This window comes from Hafnia alvei, assembly GCF_900095695.1.
In the GTDB taxonomy this organism is placed as follows: Bacteria; Pseudomonadota; Gammaproteobacteria; order Enterobacterales; family Enterobacteriaceae; genus Hafnia; species Hafnia alvei_B.
In genome coordinates, this window is sequence record NZ_FMIQ01000028.1 from 33,291 (window position 1) to 53,786 (window position 20,496).

Here is a 20,496-nt window from a genome sequence, read left to right on the forward strand (position 1 = left end):
GGTTGGCAGGTTGATTTGATAAGAATAAACGAGCTGGAAAAACGGAGGTTTTTCGTTCCTCTCGAACCTGAATAAGGGGCTGTACAGTAAGTGTCATTAAGGCGATAGGCTACGATATGCCCATCGGTCATACTTTGTAATCCCGTCACCTTATTCGCGTCGACGAGATCATCAGTCAGCTTGGCATTCGGAGCACAATTTGCGTCAGTTAGATGAATACCACCGTGCCAATGGGCGCTAACATTCAATAACCAGTTTCCAGAAGTCTCACCATGTACCTTTGCCAAAAAATCCTCTGTTGAGGCATAGGATTTTCCAGATGCAGTCATTACAGGTAATATCACTTTCATAAAGCTATCCATCGCTCACAAAATCATAATATTACTCCGTGCCATTCCAAAAAATACGGGAAACACTCCATAGTTGAGATTTTTAAGACATTACCCACAAGTTTCTAGCCCTCCCTCCTACTACATCTCAGAACGCTTGCACTATTCGCCTTTAGAATTCATAAGACAACATCACACTAAAGCATGAAAATTTGGCATTTTTCTCGAATTATCATAGAGGCAGGAGATAAGGAACGGTAACGCAGATAGTAAGACGGGTCTAGAGTTTGCAACGGCGTGTGGTTTATATCAGCCGTTTTCGCGAGGGGGATTCCAGATAAAAAAACTAACTATGAACAACCTCTACGGTCCATTTCATCTTAATAACAGTCGGAATATAGTTTTTGCGCTGAGAGACAAACCATTCTCTTCTGAACAAGAAATAAGACGTCATCTTCGTTGAGTGGTGATCTCATCAGCGACCAAGGATTGGGTAAAAATGTTTAGTTCACATATTGTAAACCAAACATTGCGCGCCTATTATGTTCACATGATGTAAACAGAGAGCCGGACATGCACATCATATCTCGGGATCCGTTTGAAGATGCCGCGCGAAAATATCCAAACGATGCCGCATCTCTCATAGCAGCATACCGATTGCTTAAAGAGAATGAATTTGAAAGTCCTGCGGAATTACGCAAGCTATTCCCTAAACTTGATAATTTCAAATATAGGAACAAGTGGTGGGTAATCAACGTTTGCGGAAACAATCTGCGGATGATTTCCTACATCAACTTTGTAAACTAACGCCTTTACGTCAAGCACATCGTCACCCACGCAGAGTATGACAAACTAACGAGGCAGTACCGGGAGATAAAAGAATGATTGTAGAACCGACCAAAGCACTAGAGGCCGCAAAAGTATTGGTAGATGCCGTTCCTTTTTTAGGCGGAAATACGTCTGAGGAGGCCTATCGCGATGCGCTCGCTATGGTTGATTATCTTATTGAGCACGATGACGAAAGCCCGCTAATCGATTTTCTCGCGTTAAAAATTGCTGAATATGAAAATAACAATGAGCGATTTAAAGCCTTCAATCAGGCCGTGACTGATATGCCAACCGGCGTGGCTGCGCTACGGGTTCTCATCGAACAACATCAGCTTTCCTACTCAGATTTAGCCTCGGAAATCGGTTCAAAAAGTCTTATCAGCATGATTTTATCCGGCAAGCGCTCATTAACCATTGAGCATATCAAAGCACTCTCAAAGCGCTTTAACGTTAGGCCAGACCTGTTTTTCTAATGCGATTCGGTCGGTATCAATATTCGTAATAAAAAGCCACGTTAAACGTGGCTTTTTATTCATGAAAGTCAGGCTGGTTCCCCAACCTAGAAAATCCCTTTCTGACGGATTTTTTTCATTTTTTCGGTCGGTGGTGCGATGTCAGCCAGATCGACTTCTTCCGCGTTGCCGTTACGGGTTGGCTCTACGGATGCTGGCGCTCGCTGGCTAAGGCGCAGCTGCTGGAGCTGTAAATTTTGCTGTTCCAGCAGTTTGCTCATCCGCGCAAGCTCGCTGCGCAGATGCGTAAACTCAGCCTGTTGCTCGGCGCTAATCCCTCCGGCTTGAACCGTTTCACTCAACGCAGCAGGCGTTGGCTCAGCGGTTTTTACTTCAGGGATCGACTGTTCAAACACCTGACGCAGTTGCTCTAGCTGCTGTGCCGAGAAATCGGTGCTTTGCGCTGAAGACGCCGCCGGAGTTTCTATCGGTAAAAGCTCGCAGCGCACCAGTTCTTCGGCTAATTCAGGCAGCGTTAAGTGTTCGCGCCCTATCGATTCTGCCACATGATGACAGAGCTGCGGGTTGAGCTGATGCAGCTGTAAACCCGCCAGGTACACATTACGATGAAAAGTACGAGTTTCCATATTCACATCGTTGCGATCGCTACCGCTCTGTTTTAGCTGACGGTGCAGCTGTTGCAACACCGTCATGGTACGTAAATCGGCCTGTGACTGAGCGGGGCTGAGATAAAGCGAGAAGTTAACTCGGCTCGTCTGCCCTTTACTCATTTTCCTCTACCTCAAGCATCAAAGGCTCTGCCAACGCATCGGCCCCAGCCTCTGAGTGATACAGGCAAATTTCACGCGACAGCGCGCTCTGTGGATTATCAATGGTGACAATTCGATCGCCCAGCGTGGAATAGGCTTCGCGGATCGCTTCTTCAATCAGCGTTGCTCCACCGCCCACCAGATAAACGCGGTTGGGGTTTTTGGCAAACTTCTTCGCTTCATAGGCCACCTGATCGCCTAACTCACGAATTTTGGTTTCAATGCGCTGCAAGATGTCTGGAATACGTGTTTCGTCATTCACCACGCTGCGCACGAAAGCCATATCGTGACGACGTTTAATCAGCTCATTCGCGACCAAATAGCTTGAATCGCTGTCGGCAGAAGCCAGCGCTTTACGAATCGCATCCGTCACCATCGCCACACCGATTTCGTTGTTGCCGTAAATCGCAGACACATCGTCAAATTCACCGACGATCACGCCCATATCCAACGTGGTACCGCCGCAGTCGACCACTAAGGAGCGAGTGAATTCGCTGGTTTCAGAATTCAATAAATGCGAAAGCGCCGCCGGCAAACTTTCAGGCATCACTTCAACGCCAACGATTTTGAACAGCTCGCCTTTGTTCAGGGAGATTTCGCGCATCAAATTGCGACGTTTGGCTTCAATTTTATCTTCGTTGCGCTGGCAGTCATCGGGGTTATAAAACTGAGTAATCGGCAGCGTCACCACTACATCAACTTCACACGGCTCAAGACCGCTTTGCAGCAGGGCATGGTGCACCGCCAGCAGGTTTAAATCGTCATACTGATATTCAATATGCGTGGTCGATAATGCTTTATCGGAGGTCGCATCGTAGGTGTATTTGGTGGTGCCAATGGTGTAGTTGAATACCTTTTGCCCGCGCAGCAGGGCCGCACTTTTCCAGTCTTTGCGGAATGAGTTAGGGGAAACAACGGTTTTTAGCGTGCCGTTCTCAATCCAACTAATTTTGACGTTGGTAGAGCCATCATCGATGGCAAATTTCATGCGGGCTTGGGTGGTCATAGCGTTTGTCTCAATGAGCATATTGTGTGGGCAAAGCCAGCCATAGCAGAGCGCTTTGATGGGGCTTTGTCTAAAATTTTTAAAACCAATAAACAGGATATTCGGAGAGGGGATATCGACAGCGATATCTAAGCGAATACATCAATGCGAATGAATCAATGTGAATAAATCAATTGCAGAATATTGCTTCATCTCCCCGCCATCAGCAGAGATATCCTTAGAAGGTTAAGCGAATTGTATCTTATGCCAGCGACGTGTTGAGGAAATGCTAACCGCATTATGATGCATGTCAGAAAGGTGAGATCTTTAAAAAATAATATTTAAGTTCTGTATTTGGTGTGTCGCTATCGATCTTCTATTGCTTCAGCAGCATGTTTTATATAGCGTTCAAAATTAAAGCAGCGGCCCTATTTCTGACCGCTGTGATAATCCTATCGCGCTGTTATCCCACGCATGAAGAGACATTTTTCTTGCACCTTGGGCACCACGTTTGGCACTGATTCAGCATGCTATAAAGCTGGCCTCTAATTCGCAGACTACAGCTCGGGCACATCACATAACGTGACCCCAGCAAACTTTGCATGCCCGCATTATTTGCTGATTTGCTCGCTGATTTGTTTGCTGAATTATTTGCTGTACCGGCGTTCTGCTGCGGTTTCGCCGGCTTACATGCCATGAAACTAGCGCCCTTTCCAGACCGGTTCACGTTTTTCTGCAAAAGCGGTAGGCCCTTCCAGCGCATCTTCGGAGTGCAATACTGACGGGTAGTGTTTTAGCTTGCCGCTGCGCGCATGACGATACCCTTCTTCAACCGCCAGCTCGCTGGTTTCACGATAAATTTCTTTAATCGCCGCTACGGCAAGCGGGGCGTTAGCCGCAATTTGTGCTGCCAACTCACGGGCATGTGGCATGAGCTGTTCGCTGTCCACTACCGCATTCACCACGCCCCAGCGCAGCGCTTCCTCCGCGTCCATGCTGCGGCCCGTCATCATCATTTCCATCGCAATCGCCGGAGGCAAAATCTTCGGCAAACGCAGCATTCCGCCGCTGTCTGGCACAATCCCTAACTTCGCTTCAGGCACCGAGAAAATGGCATTTCGCGAGCAGATAATCATATCGGCAGCCAGCGCCAGCTCAAATCCACCGCCGAAGGCATAACCATTGACCGCTGCGATCACCGGCTTATCCAAATTAAACAGCTCGGTGAGGCCCGCAAAACCGCCGGGGCCGAAATCAGCATCAGGCGCTTCACCTTCGGCGGCGGCTTTTAAATCCCACCCCGCAGAGAAGAAACGCTCACCCGCGCCGGTAATAATGGCGACACGTAGCTCAGGATCGTCACGAAAAGCGATAAAAGCTTCGCCCATCGCAAAACTTGTTTTGGCATCAATCGCATTGGCTTTCGGTCTGTCTAACGTAATTTCTAGAATGTAGCCATTACGCTTAATATGTAATTCACTCATGCTAAGACCTCATCTTAATAAGAAACTTCAACCAGGCTTTTTTTAATCACTTTTCCCGAGCAGCTTCTAGGTAGACTCGTTCTTATTTCAAAGAAAGAGGGAACCTTGAATTTTGCCATGTTATTTTCACAGAATATGAAGAACTCTTTCTCCGTCATAAATTCACCGTCATTTAACACCACGACGGCTTTTATCGCTTCATCTCGGATTGAGTCTTTTAAACCAATCACTGCCACGTCCATAATTTTTGGATGCGTAGAGATAATATTTTCTATTTCAACGCAGGAGATATTTTCCCCGCTGCGCTTAATCATGTTGCAGCTGCGCTCAACAAAATAAAAATATCCGTCATCATCCCTATAACCGTAATCACCGGTACGCAGCCATCCGTCGGCGTTCAGGGTTCGCGCACTTTCCTGAGGCAGTTTGTAATACTCTTTGAACAGCGTTTTTCCCGGAATGCCTTTGATCCAAATTTCACCCGTTTGGCCCACCGGTATTTCATTGCCTTGTGCATCGCTGATTTGTGCTTCATAGCCCATGCCAACCCGCCCTATCGACGGCCAGCGACGCTTATCACCGGGCCTGTCACCAATGGCGCCCACGATGGTTTCGGTCATGCCATACGATGTCAGTAACCGCACACCAAAACGCTGAATAAATTCATCTTTTTCGTGCTCAGACAAATTAAGATAAAACAGCACCTCGCGCAGGTTATGCTGCTTTTCCCACGGCATAGGCGGCTGCATCATCAGCGTTTTCATCATCAGAGGAATGCATTCCGTCACGGTGGCGCGGTATTGGCATACCTGCCCCCAAAACGCCCGCGCACTGTATTTTTCTAGCAGAACAAAAGTGGCTCCCGCCGTAAATGTTGGCATCGCGGCGGTGCACTGACAGTCAATATGAAAGGCCGGCATCGGCGTTAAATAAACGTCATCTGCCCGTAATGCGCATTGCCAAGCCGTGTAGTAGCCCGCAAATAACAAATTGTGGTGGGTTATCACCGCCCCTTTCGGGCTAGAGGTGGTGCCTGAGGTAAAAAGAATTTCCGCCACATCATCGCTGTTAAGCTCAACCGAATAAATCAGCATATCGGGCTGGGACTTTTGCAATGGATGAAAATAAATAACGTCGCGGGAACGCTGAGGTTCTGCGTCACCATCAATTAATATAATGGGATACAAAGAAGGCGAATTCGGTGACGTGAGGTCGGCGTAAATAGAATAGAAATCCGTAGAGGTCACCACCATTTTGGCCTCACACTGATTAATGATATAAGCGCTTTCCTCACGCAATAGATTGGCATTGATAGGCACAACGATTGCACCGATTTTCGCTAAGCCGAACCAGCAAAATATAAATTCAGCACAGTTATTAAGATGCAACGCAACTTTATCGCCTTTATTCACACCCAAGGAATGAAATAGGTTAGCCGTACGATTAATTTCTTTATTTAACTCAATATAACTGTATTGAGAAACTTGCCTTGCCTGATCTTCGAAGACCAGCGCCGTTTTATCGCCGTGCATATCCGCTAAATCATCCCAAGCCTGACGCAAGCTTCGTTTGCCTATCATATCCATATCTATCTACCCAAATAATTTCAGTGCCTAATCAGCCTTGGCTAAACCTTTAGCCACCAGCGTTTCAATGTCGGCATCAGAATAACCAATGCTGGCAAGAATGGCGGCGGTATCCATGCCGAGTGTTGGCATTCCTCGCCAAATCTGCCCTGGGTTATTCTTAAATTTCGGCATGACATTTGGCCCTTTGTAGGTGCGGCCATCGATGGTGTTCCACGTTGTGAGAGATTCACGGGCGATATACTGTGGATTGCTTTCTAACTCAGGAATAGTCAGGACTTTTGCCGAGGCAATATTGAGTTCAGCAAAGCGCACCAGTGCCTCTTCATACGGCTTCGTCGCCAAATATTCATCCAATTTGGCTTCAACCAGCTCACCAAACGGGCATTCAACGCGATGGATAAGCTGTGTGCCAACAGGGATTTCTGGCGTGCCCAGCAGGTGCGCAATGCCCATATCCTCAAACATTCCCTGCATTTGGTTCACGCCAACCAGTTCCATCACAATGTAACCATCTTGGCATTTGTACAGACCACAGCCCGCGTAGTACGGATCTTTGCCTTTGGTCATACGTGGGCACACTTCGCCGCCGTTGAAGTAGTCCATCATGAAGTATTGCCCCATGCGCAGCATCACTTCATACATCGCCACATCAATACTTTCGCCCACGCCCGTTTGCTGCATTTTATACAGCGCCGCCAGCGCCGAGGTGGTTGCGGTTAGACCTGAGAAATAATCGGCGGTATATGGGAATGCAGGCATCGGCTGATCTTTGTCGCCATTTTGGATCAGATAACCGCTGAATGCCTGCGCAATGGTGTTGTAAGCCGCCAAATTGGTGTATTCCGGCGTGCCGTACTGACCAAAACCTGAAAGATGCACAATAATCAGCTTGGGATTTATTTCCCAAAGCACTTCATCGCTAATACCACGGCGCGCAAAGGCAGGGCCTTTACTGGCTTCAATAAATATATCGGTGGTTTCCATCAGCTTTAAGAAAGCTTCACGCCCTTCGTCTTTAAAGATATTCAGCGACAGCGCATGTAAATTGCGGCGTGAAAGCTGCGGATAATTTGGCTGAATGCGGATCGTATCGCCGTAGGAGACATTTTCGATCCAGATAACTTCAGCGCCCCACTCGGCAAACATTTGCCCTGCAAAAGGGCCTGCGATTTCAATTCCTGAAAAGACCACGCGTAAACCCGCCAGCGGGCCAAATGTTGGCATAGACATAAGCTGTTTCCTCAAAATTAGGGCTAACGTGTAACCGACTCACCAAGCGATAACTTAGGCCCGATATTAGGGAGGAACACATGGATGTGTTCCATAATCGCCCCGCGGTACGCTATGCCCGTGTATCTCGGTTAAAACGCAACTTGCCGTTAGCCCTTTATTTTCAATAAATTATTTTTAATAAATGGCTTACCGATACTGTTTCAGCACCGCACGACCCAGCGTTAGGATCTGCATTTCATCCGAACCACCGGAAACGCGATCCACGCGCAGATCGCGCCAGAAGCGGGTAATACGATGATCGCCTGCGATCCCCACGCCGCCGAGCACCTGCATCGCCGAATCCACCACTTCAAAAGCGGCGTTAGCGCAGAAGTATTTGCACATCGCGGCATCGCCGGAGGTCATCAAACCGTTATCGCTTTTCCATGCTGCTTCAAACAGCATGTTTTTCATCGAATTCAGTTTGATAGCCATATGCGCAAATTTTTCTTGGATCAGCTGGAAGCGCCCGATGGCTTCGCCAAACTGAACGCGCTGGTTGGCATAACGCGCGGCGTCTTCAAAGGCACAGAATGCGGTGCCGTAGTTGGTGAGTGCGACGATGAAACGTTCGTGATCGAACTCTTCTTTCACGCGGTTGAAGCCGTTGCCTTCACGTCCGAACATGTCTTTTTCTTCGAGCTCAACGTTGTCGAACAGGATCTCGCAGCAGCTATCCATGCGCAGGCCCAGTTTTTCCAGCTTATTGACCTTCACCCCCGGTTTGCTCATATCCACAAACCATTCAGAGAAAATCGCTTTATCTGGTGAAGCCGCATCACGCGCCATCACTACGATGTAAGGCGTATGCGCGCTGCTGGTGATGAAGCATTTGCTACCGTTGAGGTACACTTTGCCGTTTTTACGGGTATACGACGTTTGCATGCTGCCCACGTCAGAGCCCGCGCCAGGTTCGGTAATTGCCGAGTTCCACATCTGCTTGCCGGTGCCACGGAAAGCCATGATCTTATCGATTTGCTCCGCCGTTCCTTCACGCAGCACCGTGTTAAATCCACCCGGCAGCTGATACAGCACATAGGTTGGCGCACCAAGGCGTCCAAGCTCGGCCCACACGGCGGCTAAGGTGACAAAGCCCGCATCCAAACCGCCGTGCTCTTCCGGCAACAGCAGGCTATCAATGCCCATGTCGGCCAGTTCTTTGACGAACCGCTCTGGATATTCGCTATTACGATCGCATTCCGCGAAGTACGCTTCCCAGTTTTCTTGCGCCATCAGGTCGCGGATACCGGAAACAAATAACTCTTGTTCGTCAGACAGTGCAAAATTCATAAATCAGGCCTCTTGGTGGTTTATATCGTTCGAATTCAAACAGGGTAAAACGCTTAGTATTTCCAGTGCGTAGCCTTGGCATCTTTTAAGAAAGATATGGTTATCAGTATGTTGACGAAGAAAAGCGGACACCCACCGGCAATGATCGCGGTTTGAATCGGCTTCAACCCGCCGAGCGCTAGTAGAATGATGCCGATAACCCCCACCAACACAGACCAGCCAACGCGAACCCAAATCGGCGGTTCGTCATAGCCGTTTGCGCCTTTACAGGTCGACATGGCCAGCGTGTACGAACAGGCGTTAATGAGCGTTACGGTGGCGAGGAAGCACAGAATAAAGAACGCCCACATCGTGAGGGTGCTGAGCGGCAACGTGGCCCAGGTTTCAATGATGGCGCGCGCCACCCCGTGTTGTTCAATGATCTGCGGGATGTTGATTTTGCCGTTGTTGATCAGCGAGAGCGTATTGCTGCCCAAGATGGTCCACAGCAACCACGTTGAAGCGGTTAATCCACCGACCATCCCCAAGCAGAGCTGGCGCACGGTGCGACCTTTAGAAATGCGCGCTAAGAAGATGCACATCTGGATGCCGTAAACGATCCACCATGCCCAATAGAACACCGTCCACGCCTGCGGGAATCCACTCTTGCCGACGGCATCGGTGTAGAACAGCATACGAGTAAAGTTAGAGAGCAGAATGCCAACAGAATCAGTGAAATAGTTGATGGTGAAGCTGCTCGCGCCGATGATGAATACCCACGCCAGCAGGATCAGGCTGAGATAGTTTCGAACGTCGCTAGCCACCTTAACCCCGCGCTGCAAGCCAAACGCAACGCACACGGCGTTAAACACCACCCAGCAAGAGATGATCAGCGCATCCAGCTCTAACGTGTGAGGCACGCCAAACAGATACTGAATACATTCGGTCACCAGCGGCGTTGCTAGCCCAAGGCTGGTTCCCATCGCCAAAATCAGCGCCACCAGATACAGATTGTCGATGATGGTGCCAATAATTCCGTTACAGCGTTTTTCACCAAAAAGTGGCACCAGCGTTCCGCTTGGGCGCACCACGTCGATTTTCTTCACATACAGGAAGTAGCCGAACGCCACGGCGAGGAAGCTGTAGGTCGCCCACGGCAAAGGCCCCCAGTGAAACAGGCTGTAGGCTAAACCAAGATCTTTAGCTGGGTTTGAAAATGGTGTTAAACCAAACGGCGGAGAAGAAACGTAGTAGTAGATCTCAATCGATCCCCAAAACAGCACGGCGGCTGAAGTACAGGAGGCGAACATCATGAAGATCCAGCTGACGGTGCTGAACTCCGGGGCTTCTTCGCCGAGACGTCGCTGGGCAAAAGGGCCAAAGATCAGCCAGAACCAACCGACAAACATCACGACCATGTACCACTCAAACGCCCATCCCCACTGCGTTGTGATGTAGTTGAATACCGAATTAATGACGATATTAGAGGCGTTCAGATCGCGGATAGTTAAATAACAAAGTAGTGCGACAATTATCAATGATGGGAAAAAAACCTTCGGTTCTATCCCTATTTTCCGTTTGCTCGTTTCTGTCTTCATTTACACATTTCCCTCATGGAAAGGAGTTCCTTGCCATAACAACTTGAGATGCAATATTCAGAATAAACGTCAGAATTTCTGCCATGAAAAGACAGAACACCAACACTAATTTTGCAGGTAAATTTTCAATTAATGGTGAATCTAGTTATTACGAGTTATTTAGCTTGCCAAAAATATCTGTTAAAACGTCTGTTAATAATAGTTAAAGGTATCTCATTGCGTGTGTGTCGCCTTTACCGCTTAACGCCGAGATATAATGAGATTTGACTGTTCAATAATCCGTGATCTTAATCAAACTATTTTCTGACACCCAATGAGCGTCTTAGAGCCCCGATCTAGCGACACTAATTAAATCCTTTAAAATCATCAAAATAACAAAATTAAAACATTATTAGCGAAGGCTTTTTGCCTTTAAGTCGTTCAATATTGGTGATCTAGGTATTATTTTGGTCTGGTGAATCATGGTATTTCTATTAGCGTGATAACAAGGCACGAATAACAACTTACAGGGATACCTTTATTAGATATTAATTAATTTACTCCTTTCTTTATTACAGTAAGTTTAATCACACTACTAATAGCGTTTAAATCGGCTATGGCGTGCACACATTTATATATATAGCGAACACTATTTTCGTTATTTTTATTTATCTTTGCCTGACGTTTCTCGCTCTAGGAATAATGATGCCTGGCAGGTGACGTTACGGGCGTAGTCTTATGTGTAGGGTATTACGGATATTGTATTGCCTATCGAAATCGGAGAAGTGATGAAAATTATTGCATGTTACAAACTCATCCCCGAGGAGCAGGATATCACCGTTAATAGTGATGGCTCTCTGAATCTCAGCAAAGCGGATGCCAAAATTAGTCAATTCGATCTCAACGCTATCGAAGCGGCTATCGGCTTGAAATCGCTCAATGACACCATCCAGATTACGGCTATGAGCGTGGGTGGCGAAGCGCTGTCCAACGCCAAAGGTCGCAAAGACGTGCTGTCTCGCGGCCCCGATGAGTTAGTTGTCGTTTCCAGCGCAGGTTTGGAGAAAATGCTTCCTCACCAAACGTCTGCCCTGCTGGCGGCCGCTGCGCGGAAAACCGGTTTTGATTTAATTCTTTGTGGTGACGGCTCAGCCGATCTGTATGCACAGCAGGTTGGCTTGCTGCTCGGCGAGGCGCTGGGCGTTGCGTCTATCAATGGGGTGAGCCGGATCGTGGCCCTCAGTGACGACAGCATTCAGGTTGAACGCACGCTAGAAGACCAAGTTGAAACCTTAACCATTCCGCTGCCTGCGGTGATTTCGGTATCCACTGATATCAATACGCCTCAAATCCCCTCCATGAAAGCCATTCTCGGCGCGGCTAAAAAGCCGGTAACCGCGTGGCAGCCTGCCGATTTAGAACTGCCAGAGATCACGCCATACACCGAATTGCTGAGCGTACAGGCTCCACAGCAAAAAGCGCGCGGGCGGGTCATTATCGAAGGCGATAGCGACGATCAAATTTCAGAATTCGCAGAACATCTGCGCAAAGTCATCAGCTAATTGGGGGCAATATGAGCAAGTTTGCAACAGTATGGGTGTTCAGTGACACCCACTCACATCTACCCGAGCTGATTGGCGGTGCACGCGAGCTGGGTGAAATCATTCACGTCATCAGCCACAGCGCTGAGCAATCAGCCTTGGCTTTCCGTTTCGGCGCTAACGCTGTTTACCATATTGGCGAACAGCCCGCCGACCGCATCATTGAAGATTATGCCGATACTCTGGCTCAGGCGATCAAAGCGCATAGCCATAGTTCACGTGCTTTATTGCTGCTGCCCGCAACTCGTCGCGGCAAAACCTTAGCAGCGCGCTTAGGCGCTCGCCTAAACGCTGGCGTGGTTAACGATGCCGCTGAGCTGAGTCTGGAAGACGGATATCCGGTAGCCACGCATATGGTTTACGGCGGCTTAGCCTTCGGCAAAGAGAAAATCACCACCGACTACGCCGTCATCACGCTGGCCAGCGGCGTATACCCTGCCGTATCAGAAGATAACGCCTTGGTGGGCAATGCTGAAACGCTGGCGTTTATCCCACCCGCCCACGCGATTTCCTGCGTATCACGCCGAGCCAAGCAAGGCGAAAGCGTCGATCTGGGCAAAGCACGTTTGGTGGTGAGCGTTGGACGCGGCATTGGTTCACAGGAAAACATCGCCATTGCGGCGGCGTTAAGCAATGCCATTGGCGCAGAACTGGGATGCTCGCGCCCGGTCGCTGAAAACGAAAAATGGATGGATCGTGAACGCTACGTTGGCATCTCTGGGATCATGATCAAGCCAGAACTTTATCTGGCGCTGGGAATTTCTGGTCAGATCCAGCACATGGTCGGCGCCAACGGCGCGCAGATCCTGATGGCCATCAACAAAGATAAAAACGCGCCGATCTTCCAATACGCCGATTACGGGATCGTCGGCGATCTGATGAAGATCGTCCCTGCTCTGACAGAAAAACTAAAACGATAAAATATCGACGGAGCGCGGATTAGCGTATGGCTTCCGTGCTCCATCGAATTTGGAGAGCCTATGTCTGAAGATGTCTTTGACGCCATTATTGTTGGCGCTGGCCTGTCTGGCTGCGTTGCGGCGCTGGTACTGGCCCGGGAAGGCGCGAACGTATTGGTTATCGAGCGCGGTAATCATGCGGGAGCCAAAAACGTCACCGGTGGTCGCCTGTATGCGCACAGTTTAGAACGCATCATTCCCGATTTTGCGGCCCATGCTCCCGTTGAGCGCCGCATTACCCGCGAAAAAATATCGTTTCTTACCGACGACAGCGCGGTCACGTTGGATTACCACCATGCCAATGCGGCTGAACCGGCGCAGGACTCTTACTCGGTTTTGCGTAGTAAATTCGATCCATGGTTGATGGAACAGGCTGAAGCCGCCGGTGCTCAATTCGTACCTGGGATCCGCGTGGATAAACTTATCCAGCGCGATGGCAAAGTGATCGGCGTTGAAGCCGATGGCGATATTTTAGAAGCCAACGTGGTGATCCTTGCCGAAGGCGTTAACGCGCTGCTGGCCGAACAACTGGGCATGGTGCAAAAGCAGGTTTCTGCCAAGCATGTGGCCGTGGGAGTGAAAGAGCTGATTGAACTGCCGCGTGAACTGCTCGAAGCGCGCTTTAGCCTAACCGAGAACGAAGGTGCCGCATGGTTATTTGCCGGCACGCCGTCTAACGGCCTGATGGGCGGCGGCTTTCTGTATACCAACGGTGATTCGTTGTCTTTAGGCATCGTTGTTGGCCTCAGCCATATTGCCGATGCGGGAAAATCGGTGCCGCAGATGCTGGAAGATTTCAAACAGCATCCCACCGTTCGTCCATTAATTGCCGGCGGCAAAACCGTGGAATACGCCGCCCACGTAGTACCTGAAGCCGGAATTAATATGCAGCCCAAACTGGTGGGTAACGGCGTGCTTATCGCCGGTGACGCCGCGGGCATGTGCATGAATCTGGGATTCACCATCCGTGGAATGGATATGGCCATTGCCTCTGGTGAAGCGGCCGCACGCGCCGTACTGCAAGCCAAAGAGGCCAATAACTTTAGCGAGCAGGGATTAAACGCTTATCTCAAGCTGTTAGAGGAATTACCGGTCATGAAGGATTTACGCCACTACCGTAAAGTCCCCGCCATGCTGGAAAACCCGCGCATGTTTACCCAATACCCGCAAATGGTCGCCGACATCATGGCGGATATGTTCACCGTTAACGGCCAACCGCCACAGCCGATACGCAAAATGGTGATGCGTCATTGCAAAAAAATTGGCTATCTAAACCTGTTGAAAGACGGCATTAAAGGAGTGACCGCGCTATGACTGCCCCCGTCAAATCCGCCAATTCCCCCGGCAATGTTCCCGTTAACGTTGATGTGAAATTAGGCATTAACAAGTTTCACGTTGATGAAGGACATCCGCATATCATCATTCGCGAACACCCTGATATGGCGGCGTTTCACACCCTCACGCGGGCCTGTCCGGCGGGGCTGTACAAGCTCCAGCCTGATGGAACGATCCGCTTTGATTACGCGGGCTGCCTCGAATGCGGCACCTGCCGGATCCTGTGCCGTGATTCCGTTTTAGATGAGTGGAACTACCCGCGTGGCACCTTTGGCGTTGAATATCGCTACGGCTAAAAATCGATATTCTGGCCTGCCCGTTTCTGTCCCTTTATTTACCCACTATAGCCACTTAGCTCTGCGATACATGTCAGAGCTAAGCAGCTATCAGGCTGATTAAAACCATCATTATGGAAAAATCCAAAAGGTTTGATGACATCAGTTTTACCCCGATCCACCGCAAAATCATGCTGTGGGGAAGCGGTGGCCCTTTTCTCGATGGCTACGTGCTGGTCATCATCGGTATTGCACTTGAACAACTGACTCCCGTGTTACAGCTTGACGCTCGCTGGGTGGGATTAGTTGGGATCGCAACGCTGGTTGGGCTGTTTATCGGCACATCATTGTTTGGCTACATTGCCGATATGCTTGGCCGTCGATTGATGTTTCTGATTGATATTATTGCCATCGGCGTTATCTCTGCCGCGACCATGTTTGTTACATCGCCGCTGGAGCTGGTGATCCTACGTTTTCTGATTGGTATTGTGATCGGCGCAGATTACCCCATCGCTACCTCGATGATTGCCGAATTCTCCACCACGCGCCAGCGCGCCTTCACCATGGGGTTTATCGCCGCGATGTGGTACATCGGCGCAACCGCCGCCGACGTTGTGGGTTATCTGTTATATGACGTTGAAAACGGCTGGCGCTGGATGTTGGGCAGCGCGGTTATTCCGTGCATTATCATTTTGTTAGGACGTTTTGAACTGCCCGAATCTCCACGCTGGCTAATTCGCAAAGGGCGTATTGAAGAGTGCCGTGCGCTGATGTTTAAGCTGTTTGGCGAACATGTGGTATTCGATGACGAAGCCCCGCAGGAGACGCGTTATAGCCAGATTTTCACCCGCAGGCACCTAACATCGATTTTGTTCGTCGCCATTATTTGGACCTGTCAGGTGATACCGATGTTTGGTATCTACACCTTCGGCCCACAAATTATCAGCCTGCTGGGGCTCAACGAAGGCAAAGAGGCCGTGCTCGGCAACGTGGTGATTAGCCTGTTCTTTCTGATTGGCTGCTTGCCAGCGATGTATTGGCTCAACAGCATCGGACGCCGTCCGTTGTTGATTGGTAGCTTTGCCATTATGACGCTCGCGCTCGCGGTACTAGGAATTATTCCAGACCCTAGCATCACGCTGATTGTCTCAGCCTTTGCGCTTTATGCGTTTTTCTCAGGCGGCCCCGGCATTTTGCAATGGCTCTATCCGAACGAACTTTTCCCCACTCACATTCGCGCTTCTGCGGTGGGCGCTGCAATGTCACTCAGCCGAATCGGCACCGTGGTGTCAACGTATGCACTGCCGCTGTTTATGCAACAGCACGGGATCGCGATGACGATGTTAGCCGGTGCGGGGATCTCGCTTTTTGGCATGGTCGTATCCGTATTTTTAGCGCCCGAAACACGCGATTTATCGCTGGATAAAACCAGCCAAATGGATCTGTATTAAAAATACTGGCGGGCAATCTAACCGACTGCCCGCCTTTTACTTGCCTATTTTTGTCCTGCTTCAAGCTGCTCGCAAAAATAGCGGGCACCGTCGCGCAACGCCCGATCGGCACTTTCCATCATGCGCGAATAATGCAAAAACGCATGCAACGTACCGGGATACATTTTATAGCGGCAAGATTGTTGGTGTTCAGAAAGCGTGCGGTGCAGCGCAATACTGTCGTCAATCAGCGGATCAAATTCTGCGGTGGCAATAAAACAGGCAGGCATATTACGGCTAAGATCGTTATTAAACAGGCAGTAATAAGGTGACTCTTTATCGTGTTCATTCGCCAGATAAGCGTGTTGATACAGTTCAAGATCGGGCCCGGTTAAACCGTCCCAGACTCCGCCATATAATCGACGGCTGGCAGAATCCTGTAATCCATAAAGTCCGTAATAAAGTAGAACGCCTTTGATATGACCACAGTCGATTTCGCGATCGCGCAGCCATAACGCCGTGGCTAGCGCCAACATCGCACCGGCAGAATCTCCGGCAAAGCCAATTGACTGCATATTGAGTTGATAATCCGCAGCACGCTGAGAAAAATGGCGACATACCGCAACCGTTTCTTCAATCGCCTGTGGAAAATGCGCTTCAGGTGAAAGCGTATAGTCAACGCCAATCACGGCGCATCCCGTGTAATCGGCTAATAAACGCATAATACGGTCGTGGGTATCAAGATTACCGACAATAAACCCGCCGCCGTGTAAATAAAAGATCGTTGCCGCTGTTTCATGCTGTGGATAATATATTCTTACACCGATTTCTCCGTAAGAAGTGGCTATCTTTTCATGCAGGGCCTTAAACATTTTAGGCCCTTCCTCATTCCAATATTTTCGCTCCTCAATATAAGCTTGTCTAATCGTTGAATTATCAGCATCCGCTGCGATTGGTTTTGCATTTTCATACTGAACACGTAATACATCGCGCATCTCATGCGATATTATTTAAGGGACATTAATTTTATTTATTGGATTCATTACACTGCCTCATTAGCTATTTCATTCATGACAAAAACAGAGTTAGCGCCGCATGGCATTAAGAAACAAAAAGCATGACAAACCAGATAGCTATGCCGCTAACAGCAAGCAAAAAGCACGCCAATGCGCACGGTTTCTCACGCATCTATGTGATATTAAATTAATTATGTTTTTTATTATTTGAAATCAATAAATACGTCTTTATAAACATATTCTCAATCACAAAAACAAAGTAATACCATACAGCAGCAAAACATTATCACTACAATAAAACAACAATAAACGCGGTTACAATCCTTCGCAACAAATGAAATAAAATACATAGCGAAGGTGTAATTAGACAGGTATATTCAGATCAAACCATGATTATAAATGTGAATATGATCGCATATATTTAAGCTTATCCATTTATATGGTAAACAAATGCTAATCTGATAAAAATTGCTTTAATTAAAAGGTGAGTTTATGTGTAGAGAATACGTACCAGAGCCTTTGTATTTGTCCGTGGCGCGTTGGGCAATGCAACAACAACGTTGGATAAGCTCACGAGAGATAGCCGATCAGTTTGATCTCACTCCGTGCAAAGCCATAAATCTTGTCTCTTATATTCTTTCTGCCGTTGATGAGATTGACTGCCAAACCAAAACCGTTCCGAATCAGCTAGAAGGCCGAGGTTGTCAGTGTCAGCGCATGATCCAAGTGGATCATATCGACGATAATATTGCTGAGCGGATTAAAAACGCGGTTAACGTTGATGGCGAAGAAAATGACTCAGAATCAATGCCCAGAATGCTGATCCCTGTTCCCCCTTCAGAGCTGAATCAGGAGCAAAAGTGGAAATGGATGCTGTCTAAATCACAAAGGAAATAAAACCGATATAACCGCCGTATTTCCAGTTGCCAGTATTTTTGCCGCGCTAAACACAGGGTTCGTTGCTCCTAGGTTTAGCGCGCTTAATCATGCTTACGAACGCTCAAATAACAGACCCACAGCGATATCACTCATCACATTGCGCGCCGTTTGGCTTACACCTCCGAGCTGGAAAAATCCGTGGATCACGCCCAGATAGCGCTGCGCGCAACAGCATACGCCCTGCTCGGTGAGGCGTGCGAACAGCGCCTCACCCTCATCGCATAACGGATCGTATTCCGCAGTGATAATGTGCGTTGGCGGTAAGCCGTAGAAATCATTGCGCCACAGCGGGCTGACTTCAGGATGCTTAAGATCGATGTCTGGAAAATACGCCTCATAGCCGCTGAGCAGGGTTTCGCGGGTAATAATATAGTCGTCGCCGTTACGCTGGTAGCTATCAAAAGACGCCATGGCATCCAGCATCGGGTAAATCAGCAATAGCTTATGCGGCAACCAACGTTTCTCATCGCGCAGACGCAGCGCCGTGATTAGGGCAATATGCCCGCCCGCGCTATCGCCCGCTAACGTGATTTGTTCGCGATCTACGCCTAAAAAATCTGCATGCTGCCAGACAAGCGTTGCAGCATGATGCGCGTCATCGTGCGCCGCAGGATAGACGTGCTCTGGTGCCAGTCGATATTGCGTGGCAATCACTCGGCACCCGCTGTGATAGGCCAACTGGCGCAGCTGCTTTTCGTGGGTGGCAAAGCCACCGCTGATAAAACAGCCGCCGTGGTAATAAATCACCGTTGGCATATTTCCATGAGCTCCCAGCGGAGAAATCACGCGCAACGTCATACCTTCCAGGCTTACGTCACGCACATCCACACGCGTTTCTTTTTCACCCGCCAATATCGTGCTGGCAACATAGCCCGCTCGCCGTTCAGCCACGGTTTGGCGACGAGACGATGGTCTGCCTGCCGCAATAAAATCGTTTACCAGTTCAGCAATGGCAGGTTCTAAAGGCATATCTATATCCTTGATATTTTTAATTCTGAGCCGTGAGGTGCGCGGCATTCTGTACTTGTTCGACGATAAAATCTCGCAGCCAGCAATGAGCAGGATCGCGATGAGATCGCTCGTGCCACAAAAGCCACCGCCGCTGGGCGACACGATAACATGCTGTAAATCGCAAAACTGCGCAGGTGTTATAGCCTGTGACAGCGGTGGTTGCTTTCGTCGCTCGGTCAGCACATAACGTTCAGAAGGGAGGATTAATTATCCATTTGGCGTTCGAAGGCTTGAGTGAGATCTAAATAGATCTCAATGTTTCAACTACTTTCGGATTTCTTTCTATTAGACATAGCATTCTTAGCGCGATACCACTCGGCACTCGGCGATTTAGCTCCCAGCTTTGTATCGTTGCTGAGCTAGCACCAATCATTTTTGCAAACTCAGCCTGATTCATACCGATACTTTTGCGAATTGATTTCACATCAGGGATCGCGTGGCGGTGTACATTTTCTGGATTTACTGTCATCTCACCATTTTCGATAGCAACCATTTCATTAATGCTGCTAAGCAAATCATTAAACAATTTTTTTTCCATAAACTTGCCTTTTTTATGAAGAGGTTACCAACCAATAGCAGCGGCTATTTCATATTTTGGATCGCATTTTTCAGTGCAGATTTTTGTTCCAGAGAAATGTCATTTTTCGCATTTTTCGGATAGGCCAGTAATAAATACAGCCTCCCACTCAAGGTTCTTACGTAGTAGATAATCCTTATACCACCGCGCTTTCCCATCCCGTAGCGGCACCAACGGAGCTTTTTACATCCGCCAGTATGGCTAATCGTGTCACCCTCTTCATGGTGCTCTAGTAGGTAGAGTTGAAGTGCCAGAAACTCATCGTCCTGCATTAGTTCTCTTCGCATCCTACTGAAAGTGGGAGTTTCGACAAACTCTAAATAATCCATCTATACCGATCCATGTATGAACAAATAATATGCGTACTGAGTACGTAACACAACATAAATATATGCTGCATACTCTGCCTAGGCCGTGAGGCATCACATCAGTAGATGCATCCACCTCTACGTTATCTAGGCACATATTCTGAACTACTTTCCTTGGGCTACTCGCCCCAATTCCTGAGAGGTTGATTCCATATTTAAATACAAATTGCTGTAATTCTATCCAGCCTATTTCATTGGCTAAAACTCAGGCATATAGTCATCTGGCTGCGGCAAAATCCGTAGTTGGGATTGGAACCCTAAAAACTTTTAGCCCTGAAAAAGCTTGTACTTTTTCGGCACCGACGTGCACACTTCATTTGGTGGCGCAGGCGGGGAAACCGCAAGGTTAACCGGGTGCTAGAGGCCGGGG

The 20,496-nt window shown here is 48.7% G+C and carries 19 protein-coding genes and 1 pseudogene; 8 read left to right on the plus strand and 12 right to left on the minus strand.

Annotated features, from left to right (window positions below; translation table 11 throughout):
• The first annotated feature begins 902 nt into the window (after positions 1 to 902).
• Positions 903 to 1,214, plus strand: a pseudogene (locus BN1044_RS08175) (type II toxin-antitoxin system HigB family toxin).
• Entirely contained in the window at positions 1,211 to 1,630 is a 420-nt protein-coding gene (locus BN1044_RS08180; protein ID WP_072308265.1) for a helix-turn-helix domain-containing protein, read from the plus strand. The pseudogene BN1044_RS08175 and the gene BN1044_RS08180 overlap by 4 nt, the downstream one beginning before the upstream one ends.
• A gap of 86 nt (positions 1,631 to 1,716) precedes the next feature.
• Here BN1044_RS08180 and BN1044_RS08185 read toward each other — a convergent pair whose 3' ends face one another.
• From BN1044_RS08185 to caiT, 7 genes are all read right to left on the minus strand, one after another.
• On the minus strand, positions 1,717 to 2,400 hold the full coding sequence (locus tag BN1044_RS08185; RefSeq protein ID WP_072308266.1) for a hypothetical protein: 684 nt from the start codon (positions 2,398 to 2,400) through the stop codon (positions 1,717 to 1,719).
• Positions 2,393 to 3,427 carry a plasmid segregation protein ParM domain-containing protein gene (gene parM / locus BN1044_RS08190; RefSeq protein WP_139130917.1) on the minus strand — a complete coding sequence of 345 codons (1,035 nt, stop codon included), beginning with the start codon at positions 3,425 to 3,427 and terminating at the stop codon, positions 2,393 to 2,395. The genes BN1044_RS08185 and parM overlap by 8 nt, the downstream gene beginning before the upstream one ends.
• Before the next feature lie 698 nt (positions 3,428 to 4,125).
• Entirely contained in the window at positions 4,126 to 4,908 is a 783-nt protein-coding gene (caiD, locus tag BN1044_RS08200; protein ID WP_072308269.1) for a crotonobetainyl-CoA hydratase, read from the minus strand.
• Positions 4,909 to 4,922: 14 nt separating this feature from the next.
• Positions 4,923 to 6,494 (minus strand): crotonobetaine/carnitine-CoA ligase, encoded by a 1,572-nt coding sequence (gene caiC, locus BN1044_RS08205; RefSeq protein WP_072308270.1) that lies wholly within the window; start codon positions 6,492 to 6,494, stop codon positions 4,923 to 4,925.
• 27 nt (positions 6,495 to 6,521) lie between these two features.
• On the minus strand, positions 6,522 to 7,727 hold the full coding sequence (gene caiB, locus BN1044_RS08210; protein ID WP_072308271.1) for an L-carnitine CoA-transferase: 1,206 nt from the start codon (positions 7,725 to 7,727) through the stop codon (positions 6,522 to 6,524).
• A gap of 189 nt (positions 7,728 to 7,916) precedes the next feature.
• Positions 7,917 to 9,059, minus strand: a complete 1,143-nt coding sequence (caiA, locus tag BN1044_RS08215; protein WP_040046094.1) for a crotonobetainyl-CoA dehydrogenase — start codon at positions 9,057 to 9,059, stop codon at positions 7,917 to 7,919.
• A gap of 53 nt (positions 9,060 to 9,112) precedes the next feature.
• On the minus strand, positions 9,113 to 10,636 hold the full coding sequence (caiT, locus tag BN1044_RS08220; protein ID WP_072308272.1) for an L-carnitine/gamma-butyrobetaine antiporter: 1,524 nt from the start codon (positions 10,634 to 10,636) through the stop codon (positions 9,113 to 9,115).
• Between the two features lie 767 nt (positions 10,637 to 11,403).
• Between caiT and BN1044_RS08225 the strand changes: the two genes are divergently transcribed.
• Positions 11,404 to 12,177 carry an electron transfer flavoprotein gene (locus BN1044_RS08225; RefSeq protein WP_072308273.1) on the plus strand — a complete coding sequence of 258 codons (774 nt, stop codon included), beginning with the start codon at positions 11,404 to 11,406 and terminating at the stop codon, positions 12,175 to 12,177.
• An 11-nt stretch (positions 12,178 to 12,188) separates the two neighbouring features.
• Positions 12,189 to 13,136 (plus strand): FAD-binding protein, encoded by a 948-nt coding sequence (locus BN1044_RS08230; protein ID WP_072308274.1) that lies wholly within the window; start codon positions 12,189 to 12,191, stop codon positions 13,134 to 13,136.
• Here BN1044_RS08230 and BN1044_RS24195 read toward each other — a convergent pair.
• A complete protein-coding gene (locus BN1044_RS24195; RefSeq protein WP_368072896.1) occupies positions 13,125 to 13,313 on the minus strand; it encodes a hypothetical protein in 189 nt (62 codons plus the stop codon). The two genes, BN1044_RS08230 and BN1044_RS24195, sit on opposite strands and share 12 nt — an antisense overlap.
• On the opposite strand from BN1044_RS24195, the gene fixC reads away from it, so the two are divergent.
• From fixC to BN1044_RS08245, 3 genes are all read left to right on the plus strand, one after another.
• Positions 13,224 to 14,489 carry an FAD-dependent oxidoreductase FixC gene (gene fixC / locus BN1044_RS08235; RefSeq protein WP_367300348.1) on the plus strand — a complete coding sequence of 422 codons (1,266 nt, stop codon included), beginning with the start codon at positions 13,224 to 13,226 and terminating at the stop codon, positions 14,487 to 14,489. The genes BN1044_RS24195 and fixC overlap by 90 nt on opposite strands.
• Entirely contained in the window at positions 14,486 to 14,806 is a 321-nt protein-coding gene (locus tag BN1044_RS08240) for a ferredoxin family protein (RefSeq protein WP_072308276.1), read from the plus strand. The genes fixC and BN1044_RS08240 overlap by 4 nt, the downstream gene beginning before the upstream one ends.
• Positions 14,807 to 14,919: 113 nt before the next feature.
• Positions 14,920 to 16,236, plus strand: a complete 1,317-nt coding sequence (locus BN1044_RS08245; protein ID WP_072308277.1) for an MFS transporter — start codon at positions 14,920 to 14,922, stop codon at positions 16,234 to 16,236.
• A gap of 44 nt (positions 16,237 to 16,280) precedes the next feature.
• Here the strand turns inward: BN1044_RS08245 and aes are convergent, their stop codons facing one another.
• On the minus strand, positions 16,281 to 17,210 hold the full coding sequence (gene aes / locus BN1044_RS08250; RefSeq protein WP_247650277.1) for an acetyl esterase: 930 nt from the start codon (positions 17,208 to 17,210) through the stop codon (positions 16,281 to 16,283).
• Positions 17,211 to 17,723: 513 nt separating this feature from the next.
• Between aes and caiF the strand changes: the two genes are divergently transcribed.
• Positions 17,724 to 18,128, plus strand: a complete 405-nt coding sequence (gene caiF, locus BN1044_RS08255) for a carnitine metabolism transcriptional regulator CaiF (protein ID WP_072308278.1) — start codon at positions 17,724 to 17,726, stop codon at positions 18,126 to 18,128.
• A 93-nt stretch (positions 18,129 to 18,221) separates the two neighbouring features.
• On the opposite strand, the gene BN1044_RS08260 is transcribed toward caiF, so the two are convergent.
• From BN1044_RS08260 to BN1044_RS08270, 3 genes are all read right to left on the minus strand, one after another.
• Positions 18,222 to 19,139, minus strand: a complete 918-nt coding sequence (locus BN1044_RS08260; protein ID WP_072308279.1) for an alpha/beta hydrolase — start codon at positions 19,137 to 19,139, stop codon at positions 18,222 to 18,224.
• Positions 19,140 to 19,422: 283 nt separating this feature from the next.
• A complete protein-coding gene (nadS, locus tag BN1044_RS08265) occupies positions 19,423 to 19,719 on the minus strand; it encodes a NadS family protein (protein WP_072308280.1) in 297 nt (98 codons plus the stop codon).
• A 44-nt stretch (positions 19,720 to 19,763) separates the two neighbouring features.
• Positions 19,764 to 20,087 carry a type II toxin-antitoxin system RelE/ParE family toxin gene (locus tag BN1044_RS08270; RefSeq protein ID WP_072308281.1) on the minus strand — a complete coding sequence of 108 codons (324 nt, stop codon included), beginning with the start codon at positions 20,085 to 20,087 and terminating at the stop codon, positions 19,764 to 19,766.
• Between the last annotated feature and the right edge of the window lie 409 nt (positions 20,088 to 20,496).